The organism is Nocardia sp. NPDC004168 (assembly GCF_040610355.1).
Classification (GTDB): domain Bacteria; phylum Actinomycetota; class Actinomycetes; order Mycobacteriales; family Mycobacteriaceae; genus Nocardia; species Nocardia sichangensis.
On the sequence record NZ_JBEXME010000044.1, the window covers coordinates 1 to 20,139 of the forward strand.

Here is a 20,139-nt window from a genome sequence, read left to right on the forward strand (position 1 = left end):
ACCCGGATTTCGGCGTGCCCGATGCTGCCGTCCTGCAACGGCACCCTGCTCAGCTCGATGCCACCGAAGGCAGCTGCGATGAAATCGAGCAGAGCAGCGGTGTCCTTGGTGACGATCCACGGGGCGACGGTGGTATATCCAACGGGGGTAATAGTCATTGTTGCCTCTTTCCGAGTCGTTGCCCGCAACGATACGAGTCATATAGGTCAAACATCGCCCCAACCGACACGCGAGGTTCAGTCCCACCCAGGCCATAGCTCGCGAAGAATTTTCTTGTCGAGTTTTCCGTACACAGTCGTGGGTATAGAATCTAAGATGTGGATCGCCTTGGGTTGCTTGTACTTCGCTAATTCTTTCCGGCAGTCGCTGAGCAGAGAATTAGTATCGATAGAGTAGCCGTCCGCTGGCACAATGAAAGCGACGACAGCCTCCCCCCAATCAGGGTGTGGGACCCCGATAACAGCAACCTGTGAAACATCGCGATGTGCTGCTATAACAGCTTCAACTTCGCTGCTGTAGACGTTCATTCCACCCGTGATGATAATGTCCTTTTTGCGATCGAGCAGGTAGAGGTATCCATGCTTATCGAAATATCCTAGGTCGCCAGTGTGGAGCCATCCGGAGCGAAGCGCCGATGCGCTTTCTTCTGCAAGACCGCGATACCCATTCATATTATAAGGAGTCTTCACTATTATCTCGCCAACATCGCCCGGCCGCAGCTCGACGCCATCGTTGTCGACAATCCTAATCGACGCCATAGTGGCAGCTTGGCCGCAGCTGCCGAGGCGTTGCGCATTTCCGCTGTCGAGACGGTGATCTTCGCGACGAAGTCGAGAAATGAAGTTTGGAGCTTCCGACTGTCCGTAGAATTGCATGAACACCATTCCAAATTGCGCAAGCCCTTGCTGGAGACGTTCAGGCGTGATAGGTGCGGCACCATACAGGATGGTTCGAAGCGAGCTGGTATCGATATCTCGAGCCGAACATCGGTCCAGCAGGCGATAGATCATGGTCGGGACCATGAATGTGCAGGTAATGCGATTTTCGGATATGTGATGCAACACGACCTCGGGATCAAACTTTGATTCCAGGAAGTGGTATGCACCTTTCAAAAGGCCTGCCTGCAAGAAAAATCCGGCGCTGTGTGGTAGCGGCGATGTGAGCAACAATATCTCATCGTCCATCAAATTCATTTCGACGATATGCGAAAGAAGATTCACAGCTAGGCTATGATAGGAGTGCATGACTCCTTTGGAACGTCCGGTAGTTCCTCCAGTATAGATAATCAAACCGAGATCGCTCGAGTCGGGCTCGATGTCTGGTGTACTGTCAGGTTGACCAGTCAGCGCTTCCTTCCAAGACATAACAGCTTCACCGTGATCGGCTTCCGAAACCGCAATGATAGCTCGCAGGCAATCTGGACGGCATAGAAGCGCGTCTGCCAGCATGCCCGAGTCTGCAATCGCTACACTGACCTCGCTGTCACGCAAAATGTAGTTGATGTCGTTGTAAGCCAACATATCATTCAATGCCACCTTGACCGCGCCGCACCGGATGATCGCCTGATCAGCGATCACATACTCCAGCCGGTTGGACATCATCAAAGCGACCGTGGACCCCGGACCTACGCCGAGAGATATCAGTCTGTGGGCAAGCTTATTGGCAGTACTGACCAACTCCTGATAACTGAGTATCGTACCGCCGTCGTTCACTGCAGGCCTGCTACCGAATCGACTTAGGGCAGTTGAAAACAGGGATGTCAATGTAACGCTGCTCATTGAGCCATCCTCCTAGCTGTCGAAATTATACCGAGTTTTAAAATGTGCTGTTGAATGCTGTGCCGAGACCGAGGCTCGGCTAATAAGGTGATTATTCTTGGATCCGGCGTGAGGGCGGACTGCAACCCGTTCCTCAACTCGACTTATGTACCGCAGTGCTGTGAGAAAAACCCTCCAGCTCTGCCATCTTGTCGAATGTTTGCATTCGAGGCCTGCGCGGCATATCGGGATCCAGCGCGTAGAAGACGGCCGCCACATTCTGCGCCAAGCGACTATGCTCGGACATTTCCGCAAACCTGCCAAGCTTGATCGAAGTGATCGCGGCATCGACGCTCATACCGTGTTCGAATCGCCTGGTAGCTTCGGTATTGACGAATTGTAGATAGTCACGCACCTCGCTGACGCCGGTCTTGTTGGTTACGGCCCCATGACCCGGCACAAACCTAGTCAACGGCATATCGAGTAAACGATCTAGAGTTTCAATCCAGCGCTCTGGCGGCCCCGACCATACCACTGGCGTTGCACCGACAAAAAGTATGTCTCCAGTGTACATCAATCGCGAATCCGGTACGTGGACGAGGACGTCACCCACGGTATGCGCTGGACCAACCTCGATAAGTACAACTTCGCGGCCGCCAACATCGACTGATAACTTGCCGTGAAACGTCCTAGTCGGAGGAGTGACAGTGATGTCGTCGAAGACGAAAGGCTCGAAGATTGTTCGCGCAAAGTCGCCCACCCTACCTCCTGCTTGCTTAATTGCAATCAATTCTTGCACAGCTTCTTGGCTGATCATCTCTGCGGCCGCGGTGGACGAGATGATTTCAACTCCCGGCGTGGCGAATATTTGGTTCCCAAAGTAGTGGTCGGGATCAGAATGCGTGTTTACCACGGTCGACAATGGCGATGTGGTGGTGAGGCTTGAGACTCCGTTGAGCATTTCTCTCGCCGCGACGAGGTCAAAAAGTGTATCGACCACGAGCGAAGATCCTGCCCCTACTACTAGGCCGGCGTTGCTCCACCCCCAACTACCGTCTGGTTGCATCCAAGCATAACAGCCTCCGCCGAGATCTTGCAGTCCTTTTGAATATTTCATTGATGATTTTACCGCTCTTGTTTCGATCGATTTCATGATCCGCATATTGTGCGATTGCGTTCTATCTCCCCGCAGTACGGGCGCAGTCCCAATCGGCGGCGCGATAGTCTGCAGTGGAGCTCTGCGCCAACTATATTGGGCCAAGCTTTTTGCGCAATGTCGAACTTGATCGGTATTGCTCAAAGTCGCGGATATATCCGGAATTTTCGATTATTCTTGAACGCTGGGTCCCCAGACCCTCCACGGATAGTGTTACGATGTCGCCCGGAAGTAGTGGCCGGTGAGCGTCGTATCCTTGATTACCCCACAGTTCCGCCAGGCAACCGTCGCCACAAGTCCCTGATCCAATGATGTCACCGGGCCGAACCTCAGTGCCTCGTGATGCATATGAAACCATTTGTGCATAAGTGAATGACATATGCGCCCACGAATCGCTCCCGATTCGCTCATCGTTGACGTAGGCTTCCATACGAAGATCGAATGCGCCGCCAGCTCGAAAAGGCTCGAGTTCCTCCGGTGTGACGAACCATGGTCCCAAAGTTGTTGCCGAGTCCTTTCCTTTGGAAGGACCAAGGCGAACCGACATTTCTTGGAATTGAATGGCTCGCGCCGACCAATCGTTCATGATCGTGTACCCTGCGATGTAGCGTTCGGCTTCGTCTACGGGGATGTCCCGGCCGCGACGGCCGACTACGGCAGCGATCTCTAGCTCGAAGTCAAATTGCGTTTCGTCTTGTGGAATCATCACATCATCGTATGGGCCATGGATTGCATACGGATTTGTGAAATAGAAAATTGGCGCTTCATACCAACGCTGCGGTACCCCGGAGCCGGGATCCGCAAGCTTTATCGCTCCAGAAACATGCTGCTCAAACGTCATAAAATCTCGAACCGTAGGCGGGTTCGGAATAGGAGCGATCACATGGAGTGCGCTTTCCTCGAATACGCCAACTGGATTCTTGAGGGCACTGTTGCCGGCTTGCGACAATGCGTCACGGCCCTTCTTGAGTAAATCCAATAGAGTTACACCAACTGGGCAAGCAAAAACCGTCCCGTCTATCGAAACGCCGACTCGCTCGCGGCAGTTTTGAATAAAGGTTATGAATCGCATGGTGGCTATCCTAAGGGCCTTGGGACTCTCCTATATCGACAGTCCCTCCTCGATTTCATGGGCAGGATGAATCGATAGTGGGACCGGAGACTAGGGAAACCGAAACTTAAAATTTCAATCATGCCAGCATCGAAATGGACAGCTTGTGGGCGCCGCCTCGCCGCTGATTGAAGTGAGTACTCACTTCATATTCATACACTCAGTGCCCTCCAGTGTCAACGACTTGGACTGCTCCGGGATGCGATGGCCCGCCAGGATCGGGTAGTGACCCTTGGAAGGCGTGCAGTTGAGCAGAGGGATGCTCAGATGCGACCTCAGCTATCCCTGCGCGTGACTCGCAGTCACTTGCAGCCGCATATCTCGCGCTGTGTAGGCGTGATGTTGCGGGAGGTTCGGCTTGTGGGCGATCGGCTGCCAACGCCAGAGTGGGCTCCAGAGTGTTGAGGAGTGGGGCTGAGCTGGACAAGGCTTGCCTGCGCCGTTGGTGTCGACGCTCTTCGAAGGGGGCCCTGGCGCAGAGTCGAACTGTCTCGGATTTGGGGCCCTTTGGGCTGTCCTGAGGTTCAGTCCGCGGGGTTGTGGGATTCTCCTATCCGTTGGATCGAAGGATCTCTGCCCGCGCAGATGATGTAGTCACCGCAATTCCGCGAGCGCGCGGTTACGTTGATCCTCGAAGAAGGTCGGCGTGTTGCCGGGCGTCGTCGCCCGGGATCTGGGAGTCACCGAATCCACCCCTGTATCGATGGAAGCGGGAGGCTCTCATCGACCGTGGGGAGACTCCCGGTACCCCACGGTCGAATCGGCACAACCGCGGGACGCGCTGAACCGGATCAGGCAGCCCGAGAGGGCGTTGTGAGCGACGCGGCTGGCGGCCGAGATCCTCACCGACACAACGATCTCCCCAAAGGCGGTTCCCGGTTGTCACGGCCTTGACCGGGCAGGGATCAGCATCCGCGCCGCCCGCCGTGGCTCGGGATTTCCGAGCACGACTACCGCCGTTATCGCACCCGTCCGCCCAGCAGGCGTCGGCTGCGTCGCGAGATGCTCGCCGAGACGATCAAGGCCATCCATGCGGCCTCGCGTGGCAGTTACTGCGTGCGCCGAATCCAGGCCGAACTTACCACCGGAAAGGGCATCGAAGTCGGATCCGGTCAGGTGCACTCGGTCATGAAAAACATTGGCGTTCCCGGGCTCTCCGGAAATCGGAAGGGTTACTGCATCAGCAAGCAGGGCGTGGCCACGCACTCCGATCTGGTCAAGCGGAACTTCACTTCCGAACGGGAGAATCAGCTGTGGTGCACCGACATCGAGCGCCACGAGGCGTTCCTGAACCCTGCGGTGTGGAAGGACGCCGCCGCCGGTTGGTCGCAGCCGATCGGTTGAAGCTGAGGACAGCTGTGCGACGTGAGGTCGCACGTTGTGAGTGATCGCGTTTGATAGGAGGTCGTTCGACGAGGGCGTGATCCGGTCCAGTGTCTATGGGACCGTCCCCGCCCTGGCGTGCGTCGTGGGTGACCGCGGGGTGCGAAGCCTGGGGTGAAAGCCGAAGCGTCCCTGTTCCACCCAGGGATGACGGGCGAGGGGAAGGCCGGACGGGTGAACGGAAGTGAATCTTTGTATGCCCCGTTATCAGCAGCTCCGCAGGTGGGTCGTTCCAGCGGGGTATAGGGCTGGCCGTTGAGAAGCGGCAGGCGCCGACCAGAGAGGCTGTGCTGGTCGGGAAGACACCGCCGCCCCGGGGTAGAGAAGGCACCCAACCCGGCCGTATCTCATGCGTGCGGAACACGGAAACCCCGACAGAGTCCGGAACATCGATGTGATGTACCGGTAGGCCGACTGTGAGGAGAGCGGAATCCTCTGGCGGGAACAGGATGTCCAAGAAGCGAAGGCCGGCGGGCGAAAGCCAGCAGGAAACCAGCGCGTCATGGCGGCACCCCCGGCCGTCGTCGCTGGATAACTGGCCGGATACCGGACCGAGTGTCCGGGCCTCGAAAGAGGCGCTGACGTGGACAGGTGAGCTGGTGAAACGAAGCGGTCACGAACCGCCGGAACCGAAGGACAAGTTGGACACCGAATGGTGAACGGACCTGAGGGCGTTGCCCTTTCGTGGGATGCCGTCGATTGGCGGCAGCACGAGGACAATGTACGGCGTTTGCGGCAGCGGATCTTCACGGCGACTCGGAGCGGGAACCTGGCCACGGTCAGGAACCTGCAGAAAATGATGCTGCTTAGCTGGAGCAACACGCTGGTCAGTGTGAGGCAGGCGACGCAGCGCAATGCGGGACGTAAGACCGCCGGGGTCGACGGTGAGGTCGCGCTGACCTCGCAGGCCCGGATGCAGCTGGCGGTGCAGGTGCACCGCGACGCGGCGTACTGGCGGCCTCGGCCGGTCAAGCGGGTGTATATCCCGAAGGCGGGTAACCGTGCGAAGTTGCGGCCACTCGGGATTCCGGTGATCGCGGATCGTTGTCATCAGGGCAGGGTCCGCAACGCGCTGGAGCCCGAGTGGGAGGCCCGGTTCGAGCCCAAGTCCTATGGGTTCCGGCCGGGCCGCAGCTGCCACGATGCGATCCAGGCGATCTACACCGTTTGTCGCGGCCCTCGGGCCAAGCGGGTGTGGGCGCTGGACGCGGACCTGGCGGCGGCGTTCGACAGAATCGATCATTCCCGGTTGCTCGAAGCCATCGGGTCCTTCCCCGCCAGGGACATGATCCGGGATTGGCTGAAAGTGGGAATCATCGAGGCGGGCAAGGGATTTGCTCCGACTGACGAGGGCACGCCCCAAGGCGGAGTCATCAGTCCGCTACTGCTGAACATTGCCCTGCACGGGCTGGAACACGCGGCAGGAGTTCGATACGCGGAGTCCGGCAGTGCTGCCGAGTCGACGCGAACTGACTCCCCGGTGGTCATCAGGTATGCCGACGATCTCGTCGCGCTCTGCCACACCCAGCGGCAGGCCGAGCAGGTCAAAGCGCGGCTCGCCGACTGGTTGGCACCCAAGGGGTTGGCGTTCAACGAGGACAAGACCCGGATCGTGCATGTGGGCGAGTCCGGGTTCGACTTCTTGGGCTTCAATGTCCGCCGCTATCACGGCAAGCTGCTGATCAAACCATCGAACGCCGCAGTCCGGCGAATACGGGAACGGCTGCGCACAGAGATCCGCGCACTGCGTGGCTCCAATGCGCGGGCGGTAATCGCCACGCTCACCCCGATCATCAAGGGATGGGCGGCCTACTACCGGGGCGTGGTGTCGAAGCGGACGTTCAACGCTCTTGACGACTACCTGTGGGCGCTGACCTACAAGTGGGCGACCTACAGCCACCCCACGAAGTCGAAGTGGTGGGTCTCGGCCCGCTACTTCGGCAAGTTCAACAAGTTCAGGAACAACCGCTGGGTATTCGGCGACGCAGCCAGCGGCACGCACCTGCCACGGTTCTCCTGGACCGACATCGTCCGACACACTCTGGTCAAGGGCCGGGCATCACCCGATGACCCGGTGCTGGCCGAATACTGGGAACAACGGCGACGCAGAATCAGACCCCCGGTCGACGGCTACACCCGGCGGCTGCTCGTCGAGCAGCACGGCCGGTGCCCGCTCTGCCGGAACGAACTGCTGTCACCAGACCAGCCGCCCCAATCGCCTGGTGACTGGGAACGATGGTGGCTGCTGGTCATCCGTCAGGCCATCGCCGCGGACTACCTCGTCCACGACGGACGGCCCAACCCAGCGGACGGAGAACGAACCCGTCTGGTCCACCGCTCCTGCCGAAGCGAGCATCATGCTCGCCAACGCAGAAGCATTGCATCGCAAACCGATTCGCTCTCGCGGCTTGCTTGAGCTGCCTGCGGTGAAAGCCGCACGGGCAGTTCTGAGGGGAGGACGGCGCAGCAATGCGCCGTCCTTACCCGACCGGCTCGTGGGATGACGGGTGCGGGTGGAAGCAGTCCTGACAACGACGGGACGGGCCAGTACTGCCAGATGGTCCGGGTCCGGCAAGCAAGATGGAAAGGCGTACGTGAGGAACCAGCGGCTGAACGCCCCTCAAGAGAGCCACCAGCTCGAACCTGGCGGAGCCGGGCTGGATAGCAGCGCGCACCTACACGACGGTGTCGTGCGGGGAACTCCTGGACCGGGTGATGTCGCCGGTCGGGAGGCCACGGTGAAAGTCTGCGGCGTAGCCGTGGCGATGCTGCAGGGGCATAGCTGGGCGCCGACCCCGTCGAAGGGTTCGGGAGTGAACGTGGGAACCACCCCGGCGGTCCCTGACCCGGTCAGCAGCCTGCTGTCCGGCGGGAACGCTTATCGCCGGCCGATGCCGCCGGGGTGGGGCGGAGGACCCGTAGTAGTCCGAGAACGGGAAAGCCGGTCACATGGCGAAGGGGTCCAGTGTGTTCGCGGCCTCGACGCATCGTGGGGAGGTCGCTGGTGAATACCGGCGATCCGGAGTTCGACCTCGCCGAGGCCGAGTTCCGGGTACTCAGGATGCAGAAGAAGCTGCATCGATGGGCGGCGGCCGATCCGGGTCGTCGTTTCGATGATCGCGCAAACCTCGTCGATGACCCGGCGTTCCTGCTGGTGGCATGGGCGCGGGTGCGGGGCAACAAGGGCGCGCGAACCGCCGGGGTCGATGGGATCGCACCGCGATCGGTCGGCCTCGGCGCTGAGGAACTGCTGGAGCGTCTGCGACATGATCTGAAGGCGAACCTGTTCATTCCCCAGCGGGTGCGAGAGAAGGCGATTCCCAAAGCGTCGGGCAAGATTCGGCGCCTGGGCATCCCGACGACCGCGGACCGGGTCGTGCAGGCCGCGTTGAAACTGGTGCTCGAACCGATCTTCGAGGCGGATTTCCAACCGTGTTCCTACGGGTTCCGCCCGAAGCGCCGGGCCCAGGACGCGACGCCGAGATCCACCACCTTGCGACACCTGCCCGCAACTACGAGTGGGTGTACGAGGCGGACATCACGGCATGCTTCGACGAAATCGACCACACCGCCCTGAGGGGCCGGGTGCGTCGACGCGTCGGGGACAAACGCGTGCTGGGTTGGGTGAAGGCGTTCCTGCGGGCCGGGGTCCTGACCGAACAGGGCCACAACCGGGAAACGATCACCGGCACACCCCAGGGCGGGATCCTCTCACCGCTGCTGGCCAATATCGCCTTGTCCGTGCTGGACGAGCATTTCGCGGCCCGGTGGGCCGCGCTCGGACCGTATTGGACACGCGCCAAACGTCGCCGCGCTGGCGTCCCGGTCATGAAACTCGTCCGCTACGCGGACGACTGTGCGCCACGAACGCTGAAGGAGGCTGAGGTGTAGGAGCCCAAAGTCTTTGGATGCGGTGTCGTGTCGGTGATGGAGGTAGGTCCTCCGGGGTCGCCCTGCAGGGGGAGGTCTCAAACCACCGCAAGCTGCTGCGGTTACGGGTCGTGGTGGTGAGCGTTGCGGAAAAGGCGCACGTGATGCGTCAGGTGTGGTCCGAGAAGGCGAACGTGAGTGAACCACTGATGAAGCGTCGAAAGCGTATCGATGTCATCTAAACCGGGGTCCAGTTGTTGCTCCGGAACAAGTCTGGCGGATACCTGTCTACTGGCCAGACGGTGACCGGCGTAAAGGTGGCGCGAGCTCGGATCAGGCTCCGGCACGGAACGTGGGAACCTGTCGCCCCAGCGGTGCTGGCCGGGTGTTGGACCGGCCGGTCGAAGGGAGTGCTCCAAGCAGCGGAAACTGCGAGGGGTCGAGTAGCGGTGCGAGGAACAGGGACGGACCGTCTCGTAGTAGCGGTGAAACCCGGTAATGCGGGTGGAGCGAAGTGGTGCGCCATCAGCATCACAATCCAGCGGCCGCTCTCGACCGCGCTCGTCACCGACAGCGCGATACCCAGCGGCCCGTATTCCGGTCAGTGCTGCACCAGCGTGGTGGCCCTGGAGAGCTCATCGTCACGCTCGCGTTCGAACAGCGCTGTGGCGTAGTTGATTCCACTGTACAACCGTTGTAGCCGTGGTCGGTCGAACCCGGCCTGCTCGAGCCAGCCGGACAGCTTGCTGCTACGCCCCATGGCGTCGACGACGAAGTCGGCTGCGAGCAGGTTTTCGGCTCCGTCGATCCGGTACCGTACGCCGGAGACCGCGCCGTTTCGGCAGTCCAACCCGACCGCTCTCCCGCGCTCGACCCACTACATTGGGCAGCGCCAGCACCCGAGCGCGTATCTGGGCTTCCAGAAACGGCCGGGTCGTTAGCATCCAACGGCTCGTGCCGGGTCTGCAGGCAGGGACGGTTGTCGAAGTACAGGCCGGCCCTCTCCGGCGGGGCGGGCATCGCGCCCAGCGCATATACGTGAGCGGCAAAGCCGGGTAGCAGGCGCTCGATCCGAACCAGTCCGGCGGGCAGCAGCACATGCACCTGCTGCTATTGCGGGGCACCGGAGCGCGTCGGGTTATAGGCACCGACATCGTCCCGCTCGATCACCACCACCCGTCGCGCATAGTCGGCGAGCACACGTGCGGCCAGGAGGCCGACGATACTGCCGCCGAGGACACATGCGGCGTCGAAGCGGGATACGGGTGCTTCGGGCGGTTCCGCCCACAACAGACGCTCGAAGGCAGAATCCTCACGGAATCACCTTATGTACGCAGCAGCAGTGATGGGCACGGCGAGAAGTCACCACTCGCGAGAACACCGCAGCGTGCGCGGAAAACGACCTAGCGCCCACGTTGCCATCAGGATTGGATACGGTCGCAACAGATTATGGGTCTTTAAGGCGTATCGGCACTGCGGTATTCCGATCGCAATTGGACTACGCTGCTTTGTTGTGTCGATAAGACGTGCGGCTGGTTCGGGGTCTGCACCTGCGGCTGCCAGTGATTTCGTCGGGCGCGAACAGGAACTGGAGAAGATCGGGATGGCCTTGCTGGGCGGTTCCCGTCTGGTCACGCTGATCGGAGCGGGAGGGATCGGCAAGACCCGGCTGGCGGCTGAGGCGGTGTACCGATTTCACAAAGCACGCAGGATACCGGTGTATTGGGTGCGACTGGCGTTGCTGCCGCGGGATGCCACGGCGGCGGCGGTGGAGGAACAGGTGGCCCGATCGCTGATCGATGCGGACTTCTCCGGCAGGTCAGCGTGGGAGGCGGTGCTGGACGCGCTAGGTTGCCAGGACGCGGTTGGGCGCCCGCGACAGACGATCTTAGTGATGGACAACTGTGAACACGTCCTGGACGGCGCGGGTGAGGTGATCGCCGATCTGCTGGATGCCGCTCCGTGCCTGAGCGTGCTAGCCACCAGTCGTGAGGCGGTCGGATGGGTCGGTGAGCAGCTGGTGGGCGTTCCCGCGCTGTCGCGGGAGCAGGCGCTGACCTTGTTCCGTACCCGCGTGGGCATGACCGGCCGCGGCGTCGGCGAGGACGAGACTGAGACTGCGGCGGCGATCGTTAAGCACGTGCACAACCATCCTCTCCACATTCGACTGGCGGCGGCGCAGCTGTCACGTCAGTCGCTGCCGATGGTCCTGCGTGACCTCACCGGCGACGCGAGTGATCGGCGGCTGCGCTGGTCGCACGGCCCGCGTGCCGGCGTGGACACGCGTCACCAGGGCATCCGTGACGTAATCGATTGGTCCTATGAACTTTGCGGCGACAAGGAAAAGCTGCTGTTCGACCGGCTGTCGGTGTTCGCGGCCGGGTACGACGCAGACCAGGGTGACGCCGACGCAACTGCGGCGTACGTCGGCGCCGAGCTTGAGGCGATCGAGGCAGTCTGCGCTGACGACGGCGCTGGGGAGACGGACTGCGCAGGCGGCCGGAGGGGGTTGGTGCGTTGCGAGATTGGAGGCCTGCTCGAGCGGCTGGCCGACCAATCGCTGGTCACCGTCCATCTGACCGCGACCACGGTGCGATATTCGCTGCTGGAGAGCTTCCGCGTGTTTGCTCAGCAGCGTTTGGCCGAGTGTGATGGCGAAGAGGAGCGCCTAGCGCGCAAGCACCGCCGCTACTACCGGGACAAAGTGCTGGCGGCTGCCGGTGGCTGGTTCGGACCGGACGAACAGAACCTGCTGGACTGGGCGCGCGCGGCCTGGGACAACCTGCTGTGTGCCATGGCGAGTAGCGTCGCTACACCGGAGGAAGCAAGGGTCGGGCTGGAAATCGCCGCCGGGTTGATCGCGCTGCGCAGCCCGTTCTTCACCGGCTCGTTACGCGAGTCACGCCGCTGGGCTGAGCGCGCCCTGGCCGCCAGCCGTGTGCTTGAACCGCAGCCGGTGCCGCTGCAGGTCACCGCGATGTCCTTGATCGCGTGGACCAGCCTGTGCCAGGGCATGCACCACGACGCCGAACGCATGCTCGACGAGTGCGTCGCGCTCTATGTCACAGATCCCGCAGCCCGGGCGGGGTGGCGCGAGCAGCCCGAGCACCGACTGGACTTGCCCGCTTCGGCCGAATTCGCCAGGGGAGCCGAGTTGATGCTGGTGCGTAGCGACCGGCGCGCGATCACCGTGCTGGCCCGCGCGCGGCAGAAGGCTTCCGACCACGGTGACCGCGGTGGCGCCGTAATGAGCGAGTTGTTCGAGGCGCTGGCCGCCGCCTTCCTCGGCACAGCCGAGCAAGCCTTGGAGATATCCCGGCGGCACCTGAACAACACAGAACGTGCCGGAGCGCACTGGGCGGCCTCCTGGGCCAAGCTTGCCTGGACGATCGCGCTGACCAAACACGGTGATCCAAAGCAGGCAATCTCTGTCGGACGGGCAACCCTGACCACTCTGCTGGCGATGGGCGACCAATGGGGGACGCTATGGGCCACGCATATCCGGGCTTGGTCCTTGGCACGGCTGATCCGCGACGCCGGCTTCGAACGCTCCGCCAATGTGATTGGATGGGCACGCGATATCGCGCGCCTGATAGGCGGCGCCGCCACGCTCCGGAACCAAATCGGCGTGAATCTCACCAACCTCGGCCCATTCGCCACCGAAACCGACATCGCCGCCGACATCGCCCGCAGGGTCCTCGGCGAGGCCGCCTTCGCCGAAGCGGAGCGAGAAGGCGGGCTACTGCGCCCGGGACTCGACGAAGCGGCCCAACTGGCGCTGGGCAACTTGTCGCTCGACCGGTTACCCGCCCAACACCCGGTCCACCGCCACCGCTCCTCTCATTGGCAGGACCTGTCAGTGGCCGAACAAGACGTCGCGGTGCTGGCGGCAGCAGGCTGGACCAACACCGCCATCGCCGCCCGCCGCAGTAGTTCCTACAAAACCGTCGACGCCCAAATAACTACTATCCTGCACAAACTGATGATTGCTTCACGAGACGACATCCGCGCCCTCGTTCCCGCTGACCGGCGATCCGAAGTGACCGAAGAAGCCGGGCGCAAACCACAGCGCGGCCGCCGCCAGTGAGACGACCACGGACGCTCGGCATTCAGTGCCACAGTGCTAGGTCGTGTCTCCCAACGACTTGAGCCATTCGATGATGCTGACCATAGAAGGCTGTCGCCCGTCTGGTGCAGCTTTGCCAGTTGCGTCCAATCGCGGACGTCGCCGCCGAGATGGGTATCTCCCGGCAGTGTGCGAGCAAGACGGTGAACAGATTCCGCCGCCATGACCAACTCGATCGGTCCGGCGCCCCGCGCCGGTCAACGATAGCTACATCGGTGCAGTTGGTGGCATGGATCGAACAGATGCGACGGACCCGCAAGTGGTCGGCACACCGGATCGCACTGGCATTTGCTGCCGAGGGCATTCCCTCGTCGGTGCGCACGGGTTGGCCGGCATCATCTGCTGCGCCATCACCGCGAGCAGGCCATGTCTAACGCTTCGCAGACCAGCTCGGCCCGCAGTGATCTGCGATCGACCACCGGACAATGCGGCGGGGAATACATCCAGCACGAGGGCCCCGTACCCCCAGCCCTCGGTGGTGGCGGTGCTGGGTCACGTCCACACACCACAGACTACCCGTGCCCTCGTCGGCGAAGCGGCGGTTGACCAGGTCCGGGCAAAGGCTGGACTGCCGATCCCTTGCCGTGCAACCTTCGCCGCTGGTGCGGCCAACTCGATCGTGCGTTGACTCAACTCCGGCAAATGCGCTGGTGGCATCCACACTCCTTCAAGGCAAGTATCTCGCCTCACTGTCGGTGTCCGGAAGACCGGGGCAACCTCAGTTTAGTTCGAGGCGGCCTACGAGCGGCTTCGGCACCGACTTCGTCGATGACGTTACGAGGGATCATTCCGATGATGTCCTCGCGACTGCTGATGACGAGCTTCGAGAGAATCGCCGCGACTTGCGCGTCGACCGTTCGGACAGAACTACCCCGGCGTGCCGCGATCGCGGTATTGGTCCACCCAGCGGCCGCCAAGGTGGCGACCTGCTGCTCGGCGGCGGTCAGGTGCAGCCAGCGCTCAGTGGGGTCTGTGTCACGAATCTCATCTTTTGCTGTTTCTTCAATGATCAAAGTTCCCAGTGCGAGCCGCTGTACCTCGTTGTCTTCCGGTCGTAGCCGCGATCCTCGAGTTGCCGCTGCAGTGTATCTATCGGGTCCGATTACCTGACGAGCGACAGCGATAGCCCGAGCGGATTCGTCTCCGTATGGACCCATCTTATCGATGTCGACCCCCAGCTTAGTGCGAAGGAAATCGACTCCTCCGGCCAAGTGGGCGATCTCGGTCGCCAGTGAGACAAGCCTCTCACTGTCGGCTTCATCGCCGTTGCTGAACGAGTCGGTGATCAGGCGCGCCAGTGACCAAATTCGACACTCAACAACCCACATACTGCCCCACAGGTCGCCGGATGTCAGTTTGTATGCAAGCGAGGTCCGTTCTAAATTCAGCGCTTCGATAGGATTTCCGTGCTTTGTCAGGGCGATCGCTCTGGCGTGTTCGGCCCAGGCTACCAGACGCGGGATCCGAGAATTCCTTGCCGAATCAAGAAAGCGTTGAGTTATCTCGTGAGCTTGTTGTCCTGTTCCAAGTAGGCCCGCGGCCATAGCCGCATAAAGATCGCTGAGTGCCGCGGCGCCGCGGCGGTTCCCAATATGCTCGAATTTGTCACGAGCCCGAATGAAAGCGGGCACCGCGTGTGCTGACCGTTGTACAAACAGCAGTTCCATCGCCCATGCGAATTCGACAATGGGAGGCAGGCCAGTGTCGACGACAAGTTTATTTCGCCAGTTCAGCTGATCTGTTTCATCTGTGACGCATGCGGCGATACAGTCATTCAAAAATAACTCGGCACACGCATGATCACCTTGCGTCAAGGCGAGCCACGCAATAGTAGCCATGGCTTCGACCTGAAGTTGGGGAGAGGTCGAAGTCGAGGCTTTGGAAGCTTCAAGGCATTGTTCTGCCCATTGACGCATCTGCCGAAGTGAGCCTCTGATGAAAGGCATTCGTAAAGCTACCAGCCCGAGGCAGAGTTCCAGGCCGATGGTGGCCTGTCCTGTATTCAGGCTGTTCTCGATCGCTGTGACTGTGTTGGTCCAGGCCGACTGCGCCCAAAGTGATAGGTTGTGATTTCCGTCGCAATCGAACCAGTTTGCGGCCGCATATGCGATCCGGTTCTGATAGTAAAGTAGATGACGGTGGGCCATTCGGGCGGGTTCATCGATGCCACCGGTTGAGCGTTCATGCAATCGCAGCTGCGCATATACGCGTAGACTTTCGACCAACGAATAGCGCACGGTAGTCGAGGTAAGATGTACTGTCACTAATGAATGGCCGACAAGAGACTCAAGTAGATCCTCGATCCGCCCGACGGTCAGCTGTACTTCCGAGTCACCGAGATGCTCGCGCGTGCCGGAGTCAGGGGCGTAGTCGTCACTGCACACGGCCTCGATGGCGTGCAGGTCGGCACCCACATCGATTACCGTGCCACAGCAGCTGCTGTCGGCATTGGTGTCATAGCCCGCCGCGAACACGGACATTCGGTCGAAGAGCAGGCGTTCCTCGTCAGTGCACAGCTCATATGACCAGGCAATCGCATCAGTGACACCACGATGCCGTGCGTCGGCGCCATAACGAGGGCCATGCGACCAGCGCAGTCGCGCGTCATCGGCTCGTCCGGTGAGTTCGCGCAGGATACTGGCCAGCGGCTGGTGTCGCAGTCGTGCGGCCGCCAGTTGGATGTGGAGAGGGTGGTTGTCAACGCGGCGGCAGATAGTGGCGACTGTGGATTGTTCGCTTCCAGTAACGGGACGACCAGCCAATTCTGCATGATGACGAAACAGAGTAATAGCATGACCGACTGCTAGTGGTCGCACATTGACCAAGTATTCGTCTATCCAACCGATCGGCTCGCGGCTTGTCGCCACGATCGTCAATTCTGGCACAGCATCGATTAGCTTCTCTATGACGGCTGCAGCGCTGGCAACTATGTGCTCGCAATTATCTAGGACCAACACGATTCGTCGTCGCCGTAACGCTGCGGCGTATCGACCGAAGGTATCAATAATGAGCTCCCAGGACGATCGTTCAGAGAGGTCGGTTTCGACCACCGCTCGTGCGATTTCGTCCTCGACGGCTAAAGTTTCAGAGTCTCTGACCAGCCGCGCCAATCGCACCCAATACACAGGTGTGGACATGGCTTTTTTGAATCGGAGCACAGCCTCGGCAGCTAATCGTGTTTTGCCGATACCGCCGGGCCCGGTCAAAGTGACCAGTCGGGCCGATTTTAATAGCAGGAGACTAATATCCTCTAGTTCGCGATCTCGACCGACAAAATTGTTGGCTGTCGCTGGCAATCCGCCGATGCGTTCTCGCCGCCTGGCTGTCACAACTCAATTTCCTGTACTGCGGTATCTGCTCGGACATCGAGGATAGCGAGCAAGACCATGCGGCAAACGGACATTTTCGACAAATGTCCGTGGAGCGTCAGCACGGTGTGCGCTTCGGCCCGTCGGCATTCACGGACAAGTTCTACGAATACGGGGGGTAATGTTCCGGCTTGAGGTGACGGCTCGTGAAAGATGGCGGCTAAGGTGTATCCGAGGTTAGTGGCAGCATTCTGCAGCCTGTCTTCGTAGTAATTCCGGGCGCGGTCAGGAAGTAGGTCGTCACGCACGTATCCGTAGGCAAGAGGTAATAGCGTAGTCATCGAGTGATCTGGTCTTCCGGTCGGCCTGGCCGCGCGAATAGGTTCTGGCGGCCGGACGGGTGTGTCATCTGCATCTGTCTACGCAGGGCGGCGGGTGCGCACCTGTGTGGTGCCGTCGGCTCGGCGTGGGTAGCCGGGCTCGGCTGTCATAGCACTGCCTGTTGAATTGTCAGGGTATGAAGCTGATCGGAATTGTGGTGTCGCGGCGACGGCTCCGATTGGGGGAGACCCGGCTCCAGTGAGCGTCGTTGCTCTTCGGCTGCACCTCGTTGTGCGCCGTGGAGCCTTGGCCCGCCGCACCGGTATGCAGGTACCGATGGTGCGGCTTCGTCGGACCCGTCCACGCCGCGATCCCGCGACCGGGGCGGATAGTATCACTATCTATTTATGGATAGTGATCCTATCCATCTGGGCGAATCGTCACAAGGGTGAATGATGCTCGCCCGGGGGTTGAAGGGGCTTAACTGCCCGCACCCCAGTCCTATTGCAGTGAGTGCTCACGTCAATATGATGCGACTCGCATCACACTTGTGTCAACCCGTGTCTGTGCAACTCGCGATGCCAGAGCTGGCAGGAGCGGCTTGCACTACGTTGATGTCGAAGACTTGCGTCCGATCGACGTGTGCGTCAAACGGACCTTCTACAGCGCATTCACTTCTACAGCGCATTCAACGGCAAGGTGGAGCGCTCGCACCGCATCGACGTCGAGGAGTTCTACCGCCTCCTCGACGGTGTCGGCATCGACGACACCGGGTTGTTCAACGACAAGCTCAAGGAGTGGGAGGACTACTACAACTTCCACCGTCCCCACGGCGGCCTCGCAGGGCAGACGCCGTATGAGAGGCTGCTGCGGAAGACCCAAGCCCACACTGGCAACGGCCATCGTCAGTAGCACAACTGATATGTAGGCCTGTTCTGTCAAGTGGCAGGTGAAAGCGGTCCCGGTAGCGTCGGTTGCCGGAACTGCCTTCGTGCGGTCGAGTGGGTCTCTCTCGGGTCGTGTCGTGGTTGGCGACGGCGTGGTCAGACTGATATACGCGGGTTGGTTACCGCAGGACGACTGTTCGATGGGGACCATGCTGCTGGTCTAGAGTCGGGCATCGCGACGCGAAAAGCGTTGCTGCCCTTAGCTGTGTCGCGGATCGTCCTGCACGCCGACTCGAGGTCGGCTACCGGCCGCGGTCTCGGGTTCGGTGGTCAGCCGTCGAGGATGTCCAGGGACCGGCACCATCCGGCAAGTTCGCGGGCCACAGCGACGTCGGCGATCACGGGGCGTTTGTGGTGGGCGGTGAACTGCTCCCAAGGGTGGTGCAGCCGGTGGTTGCCGGCATGTCCACGAGCGCGCGCCGCTGCGGGGGCCAGTGCCCAGCGCGCGCCCATGGTGGCAGTCGGGTTGCGGTAGGAGCGGCGGTAGTGCCAGGCGGCCTCGACCAGCAGGCGCCGGGCGTGGGTGTTGCCGGTCTTGGTGATCGATCCCTGGGAGCGGGTTGCCCCCGAGGAGTATTTGGTGGGTAACAGACCCAGGTAGGCGCCGATGGTCTTGCCGGTGAACCGGTGCCAGTCCCCGATCCACCGCGAGGGCGAACCCGGTCAGGGTCGAGATCCCGCGCAGACACCCCAACCGGTGGACCATCGAGGTGTAGTCGCTGTCGGCGGCCGTCGCGGTGATGGCGACGTCGAGGCGGTCGCGGCGGGTCTTGGTCATCGTCATCGTCTCGTAGTCGGTGTCGAACGCGGTGTGCAACGCGGCCTGGTCGAAGTGCTGCCCGCGCAGCCACAGATCATGCGCCCCGGTCCACGCGGTCCCATCGGAGTACACGGTCCCTTGGCGTAGAAGCAGTTTCGACAATCGGTGCCGGGCCCGCAGCAGATCACCGCGCGCGTCCTCGCGGGCGCGGACCAGATCACGAGCCGGCACCTGGGCCACGGTCGGCACCGCCACCGCCACGATCTCGCCCAGCCGCATCAGCCGCGCCAGATGCAGGGCATCGCGAGCATCGGTCTGGACCCGATCCCCGGAGGGCGTTGCAGCTTCGACGGTGCGGCCACCATGGTGTCGATCCCGGCCGCGGTCAAGGCCGCTCAATTGGTCGTCGCAACACCGCTTTGTTGGGCGAATCTCAGGTGACGGTGTGTGCTCATGGCCCCTCGGCTGCCAGTAGGCGCGGATCCGCATCGGGTGGGCAGCCCCGGGGCGAGCACCCACAACTCTCCCCAGTGCGCCATCTGCAACCTTGCCGAGTTCGCCTACTGCGTCTACTTTCAGCCGCGCTAACCCGCCACTGCAGACATGGTCTGGAATGGCCAGGCTCTATGGTGCATCATCGAAGCCGCAAATGCGTACGGACAGTATGCTCACATTGCCTGACGTGCCACAGCTTCGGCGAGACGTTCCGCGAATTCTTGGCCAGAGAGTCCGACGACCTCGGGCCCGTTAACCAGCTCAATCCATACGGCGTTCTGACATGCTCCTACAACTTGCAACGCAAGCATGTCAATGTCCACATCGTGCCTCAAGGCACCTCTTGCGGCATAGGCTTGCATGAGCCCCCGCACCACAGTCCAAGACTGATGAGGTCCGGTTCCTTTTTCACGGTGGGCAGCTGCATACCGGTCAAAAAGGGTACGCTCGGCCAAGGCGGAGGCTACCAAGGGGTAGCTCGCCCGATAAAAATCCAGCAACTTGAGAATGACAATTGTCAACGCTGCTCCAAGGTCCAACTGCCGAACCTCGTTTACGGATTCATACAGCGACTGGGTTTCGGGAAGGGCGGAGGCCAGAACAGCTGCCAGGAGGCCACCCTTGTCACCGAACTGGTTGAAGATGGTACCCTCCGCGCACCCTGCCTCAATTGCAACCTTCTTGGTTGTAAGGGCAGTCAGGCCCTCACGCCTGATGATGTCTGCTGTCGCGCGTAGAATTTGTTCGCGCCTCGTCACGCTTCTCCTCTCAGCCCGGGTAATGTCGAGAGCTTCGCACCATCCGGGGGACCGCCTACCTATGCGACTCTGCGTTCGAACGGTCGTCGCGGTTGGACAGCAACTCTATTGGCGGGCGGCGACCGTTGAGCACTCTCAAAGCTATCG

The 20,139-nt window shown here is 61.2% G+C and carries 11 protein-coding genes and 3 pseudogenes; 7 read left to right on the forward strand and 7 right to left on the reverse strand.

Annotation, left to right across the window (positions count from 1 at the left end; translation table 11 throughout):
* Positions 1-236: 236 nt before the first annotated feature.
* The 3 genes from ABZW96_RS35255 to ABZW96_RS35265 all read right to left on the reverse strand — a co-directional run bounded on the left by ABZW96_RS35255 (position 237) and on the right by ABZW96_RS35265 (position 3,985).
* Entirely contained in the window at positions 237-1,778 is a 1,542-nt protein-coding gene (locus tag ABZW96_RS35255; RefSeq protein WP_355080927.1) for an AMP-binding protein, read from the reverse strand.
* Positions 1,779-1,911: 133 nt separating this feature from the next.
* The gene (locus tag ABZW96_RS35260; protein WP_355080929.1) at positions 1,912-2,910 is read right to left on the reverse strand and encodes an MBL fold metallo-hydrolase; all 999 of its coding nucleotides are present in this window, start codon (positions 2,908-2,910) and stop codon (positions 1,912-1,914) included.
* Positions 2,911-3,004: 94 nt separating this feature from the next.
* Entirely contained in the window at positions 3,005-3,985 is a 981-nt protein-coding gene (locus ABZW96_RS35265) for a fumarylacetoacetate hydrolase family protein (protein WP_355080931.1), read from the reverse strand.
* A gap of 1,041 nt (positions 3,986-5,026) precedes the next feature.
* Between ABZW96_RS35265 and ABZW96_RS35270 the strand changes: the two genes are divergently transcribed.
* From ABZW96_RS35270 to ABZW96_RS35285, 4 genes are all read left to right on the forward strand, one after another.
* Positions 5,027-5,368: an IS3 family transposase gene (locus ABZW96_RS35270; RefSeq protein ID WP_355080933.1), complete on the forward strand. Its 342-nt coding sequence runs from the start codon at positions 5,027-5,029 to the stop codon at positions 5,366-5,368.
* A 691-nt stretch (positions 5,369-6,059) separates the two neighbouring features.
* On the forward strand, positions 6,060-7,823 hold the full coding sequence (ltrA, locus tag ABZW96_RS35275; RefSeq protein WP_355080935.1) for a group II intron reverse transcriptase/maturase: 1,764 nt from the start codon (positions 6,060-6,062) through the stop codon (positions 7,821-7,823).
* A gap of 588 nt (positions 7,824-8,411) precedes the next feature.
* The gene (locus ABZW96_RS35280; RefSeq protein WP_355080937.1) at positions 8,412-8,984 is read left to right on the forward strand and encodes a hypothetical protein; all 573 of its coding nucleotides are present in this window, start codon (positions 8,412-8,414) and stop codon (positions 8,982-8,984) included.
* The gene (locus ABZW96_RS35285) at positions 8,930-9,298 is read left to right on the forward strand and encodes a reverse transcriptase/maturase family protein (protein ID WP_355080939.1); all 369 of its coding nucleotides are present in this window, start codon (positions 8,930-8,932) and stop codon (positions 9,296-9,298) included. The genes ABZW96_RS35280 and ABZW96_RS35285 overlap by 55 nt, the downstream gene beginning before the upstream one ends.
* Before the next feature lie 580 nt (positions 9,299-9,878).
* Here ABZW96_RS35285 and ABZW96_RS35290 read toward each other — a convergent pair.
* A complete protein-coding gene (locus ABZW96_RS35290; RefSeq protein ID WP_355080941.1) occupies positions 9,879-10,127 on the reverse strand; it encodes a hypothetical protein in 249 nt (82 codons plus the stop codon).
* Between the two features lie 663 nt (positions 10,128-10,790).
* Between ABZW96_RS35290 and ABZW96_RS35295 the strand changes: the two genes are divergently transcribed.
* Together ABZW96_RS35295 and ABZW96_RS35300 are read left to right on the forward strand one after the other, a co-directional pair.
* The gene (locus ABZW96_RS35295) at positions 10,791-13,364 is read left to right on the forward strand and encodes an AAA family ATPase (RefSeq protein ID WP_355080942.1); all 2,574 of its coding nucleotides are present in this window, start codon (positions 10,791-10,793) and stop codon (positions 13,362-13,364) included.
* 70 nt (positions 13,365-13,434) lie between these two features.
* Positions 13,435-13,726 (forward strand): annotated as a pseudogene (locus ABZW96_RS35300) (leucine zipper domain-containing protein); the annotation flags it as partial.
* A 363-nt stretch (positions 13,727-14,089) separates the two neighbouring features.
* Here the strand turns inward: ABZW96_RS35300 and ABZW96_RS35305 are convergent.
* On the reverse strand, positions 14,090-16,732 hold the full coding sequence (locus ABZW96_RS35305; protein ID WP_355080944.1) for an AAA family ATPase: 2,643 nt from the start codon (positions 16,730-16,732) through the stop codon (positions 14,090-14,092).
* A gap of 990 nt (positions 16,733-17,722) precedes the next feature.
* On the opposite strand from ABZW96_RS35305, the pseudogene ABZW96_RS35310 reads away from it, so the two are divergent.
* Positions 17,723-17,944: pseudogene (locus tag ABZW96_RS35310) on the forward strand (integrase core domain-containing protein); the annotation flags it as partial.
* A 305-nt stretch (positions 17,945-18,249) separates the two neighbouring features.
* Here the strand turns inward: ABZW96_RS35310 and ABZW96_RS35315 are convergent.
* Positions 18,250-19,128, reverse strand: a pseudogene (locus ABZW96_RS35315) (IS110 family transposase); the annotation flags it as partial.
* A 279-nt stretch (positions 19,129-19,407) separates the two neighbouring features.
* A complete protein-coding gene (locus ABZW96_RS35320; protein WP_355080946.1) occupies positions 19,408-19,992 on the reverse strand; it encodes a TetR/AcrR family transcriptional regulator in 585 nt (194 codons plus the stop codon).
* Positions 19,993-20,139: the final 147 nt, after the last annotated feature.

Excerpts from the sequence above, each read along its gene's own strand:
- ABZW96_RS35255 (WP_355080927.1), bottom strand. The coding sequence starts at position 1,778 with ATGAGCAGCGTTACATTGACATCCCTGTTTTCAACTGCCCTAAGTCGA.
- ABZW96_RS35260 (WP_355080929.1), bottom strand. The coding sequence starts at position 2,910 with ATGAAATCGATCGAAACAAGAGCGGTAAAATCATCAATGAAATATTCA.
- ABZW96_RS35265 (WP_355080931.1), bottom strand. The coding sequence starts at position 3,985 with ATGCGATTCATAACCTTTATTCAAAACTGCCGCGAGCGAGTCGGCGTT.
- ABZW96_RS35270 (WP_355080933.1), top strand. The coding sequence starts at position 5,027 with ATGCTCGCCGAGACGATCAAGGCCATCCATGCGGCCTCGCGTGGCAGT.
- ltrA (WP_355080935.1), top strand. The coding sequence starts at position 6,060 with ATGGTGAACGGACCTGAGGGCGTTGCCCTTTCGTGGGATGCCGTCGAT.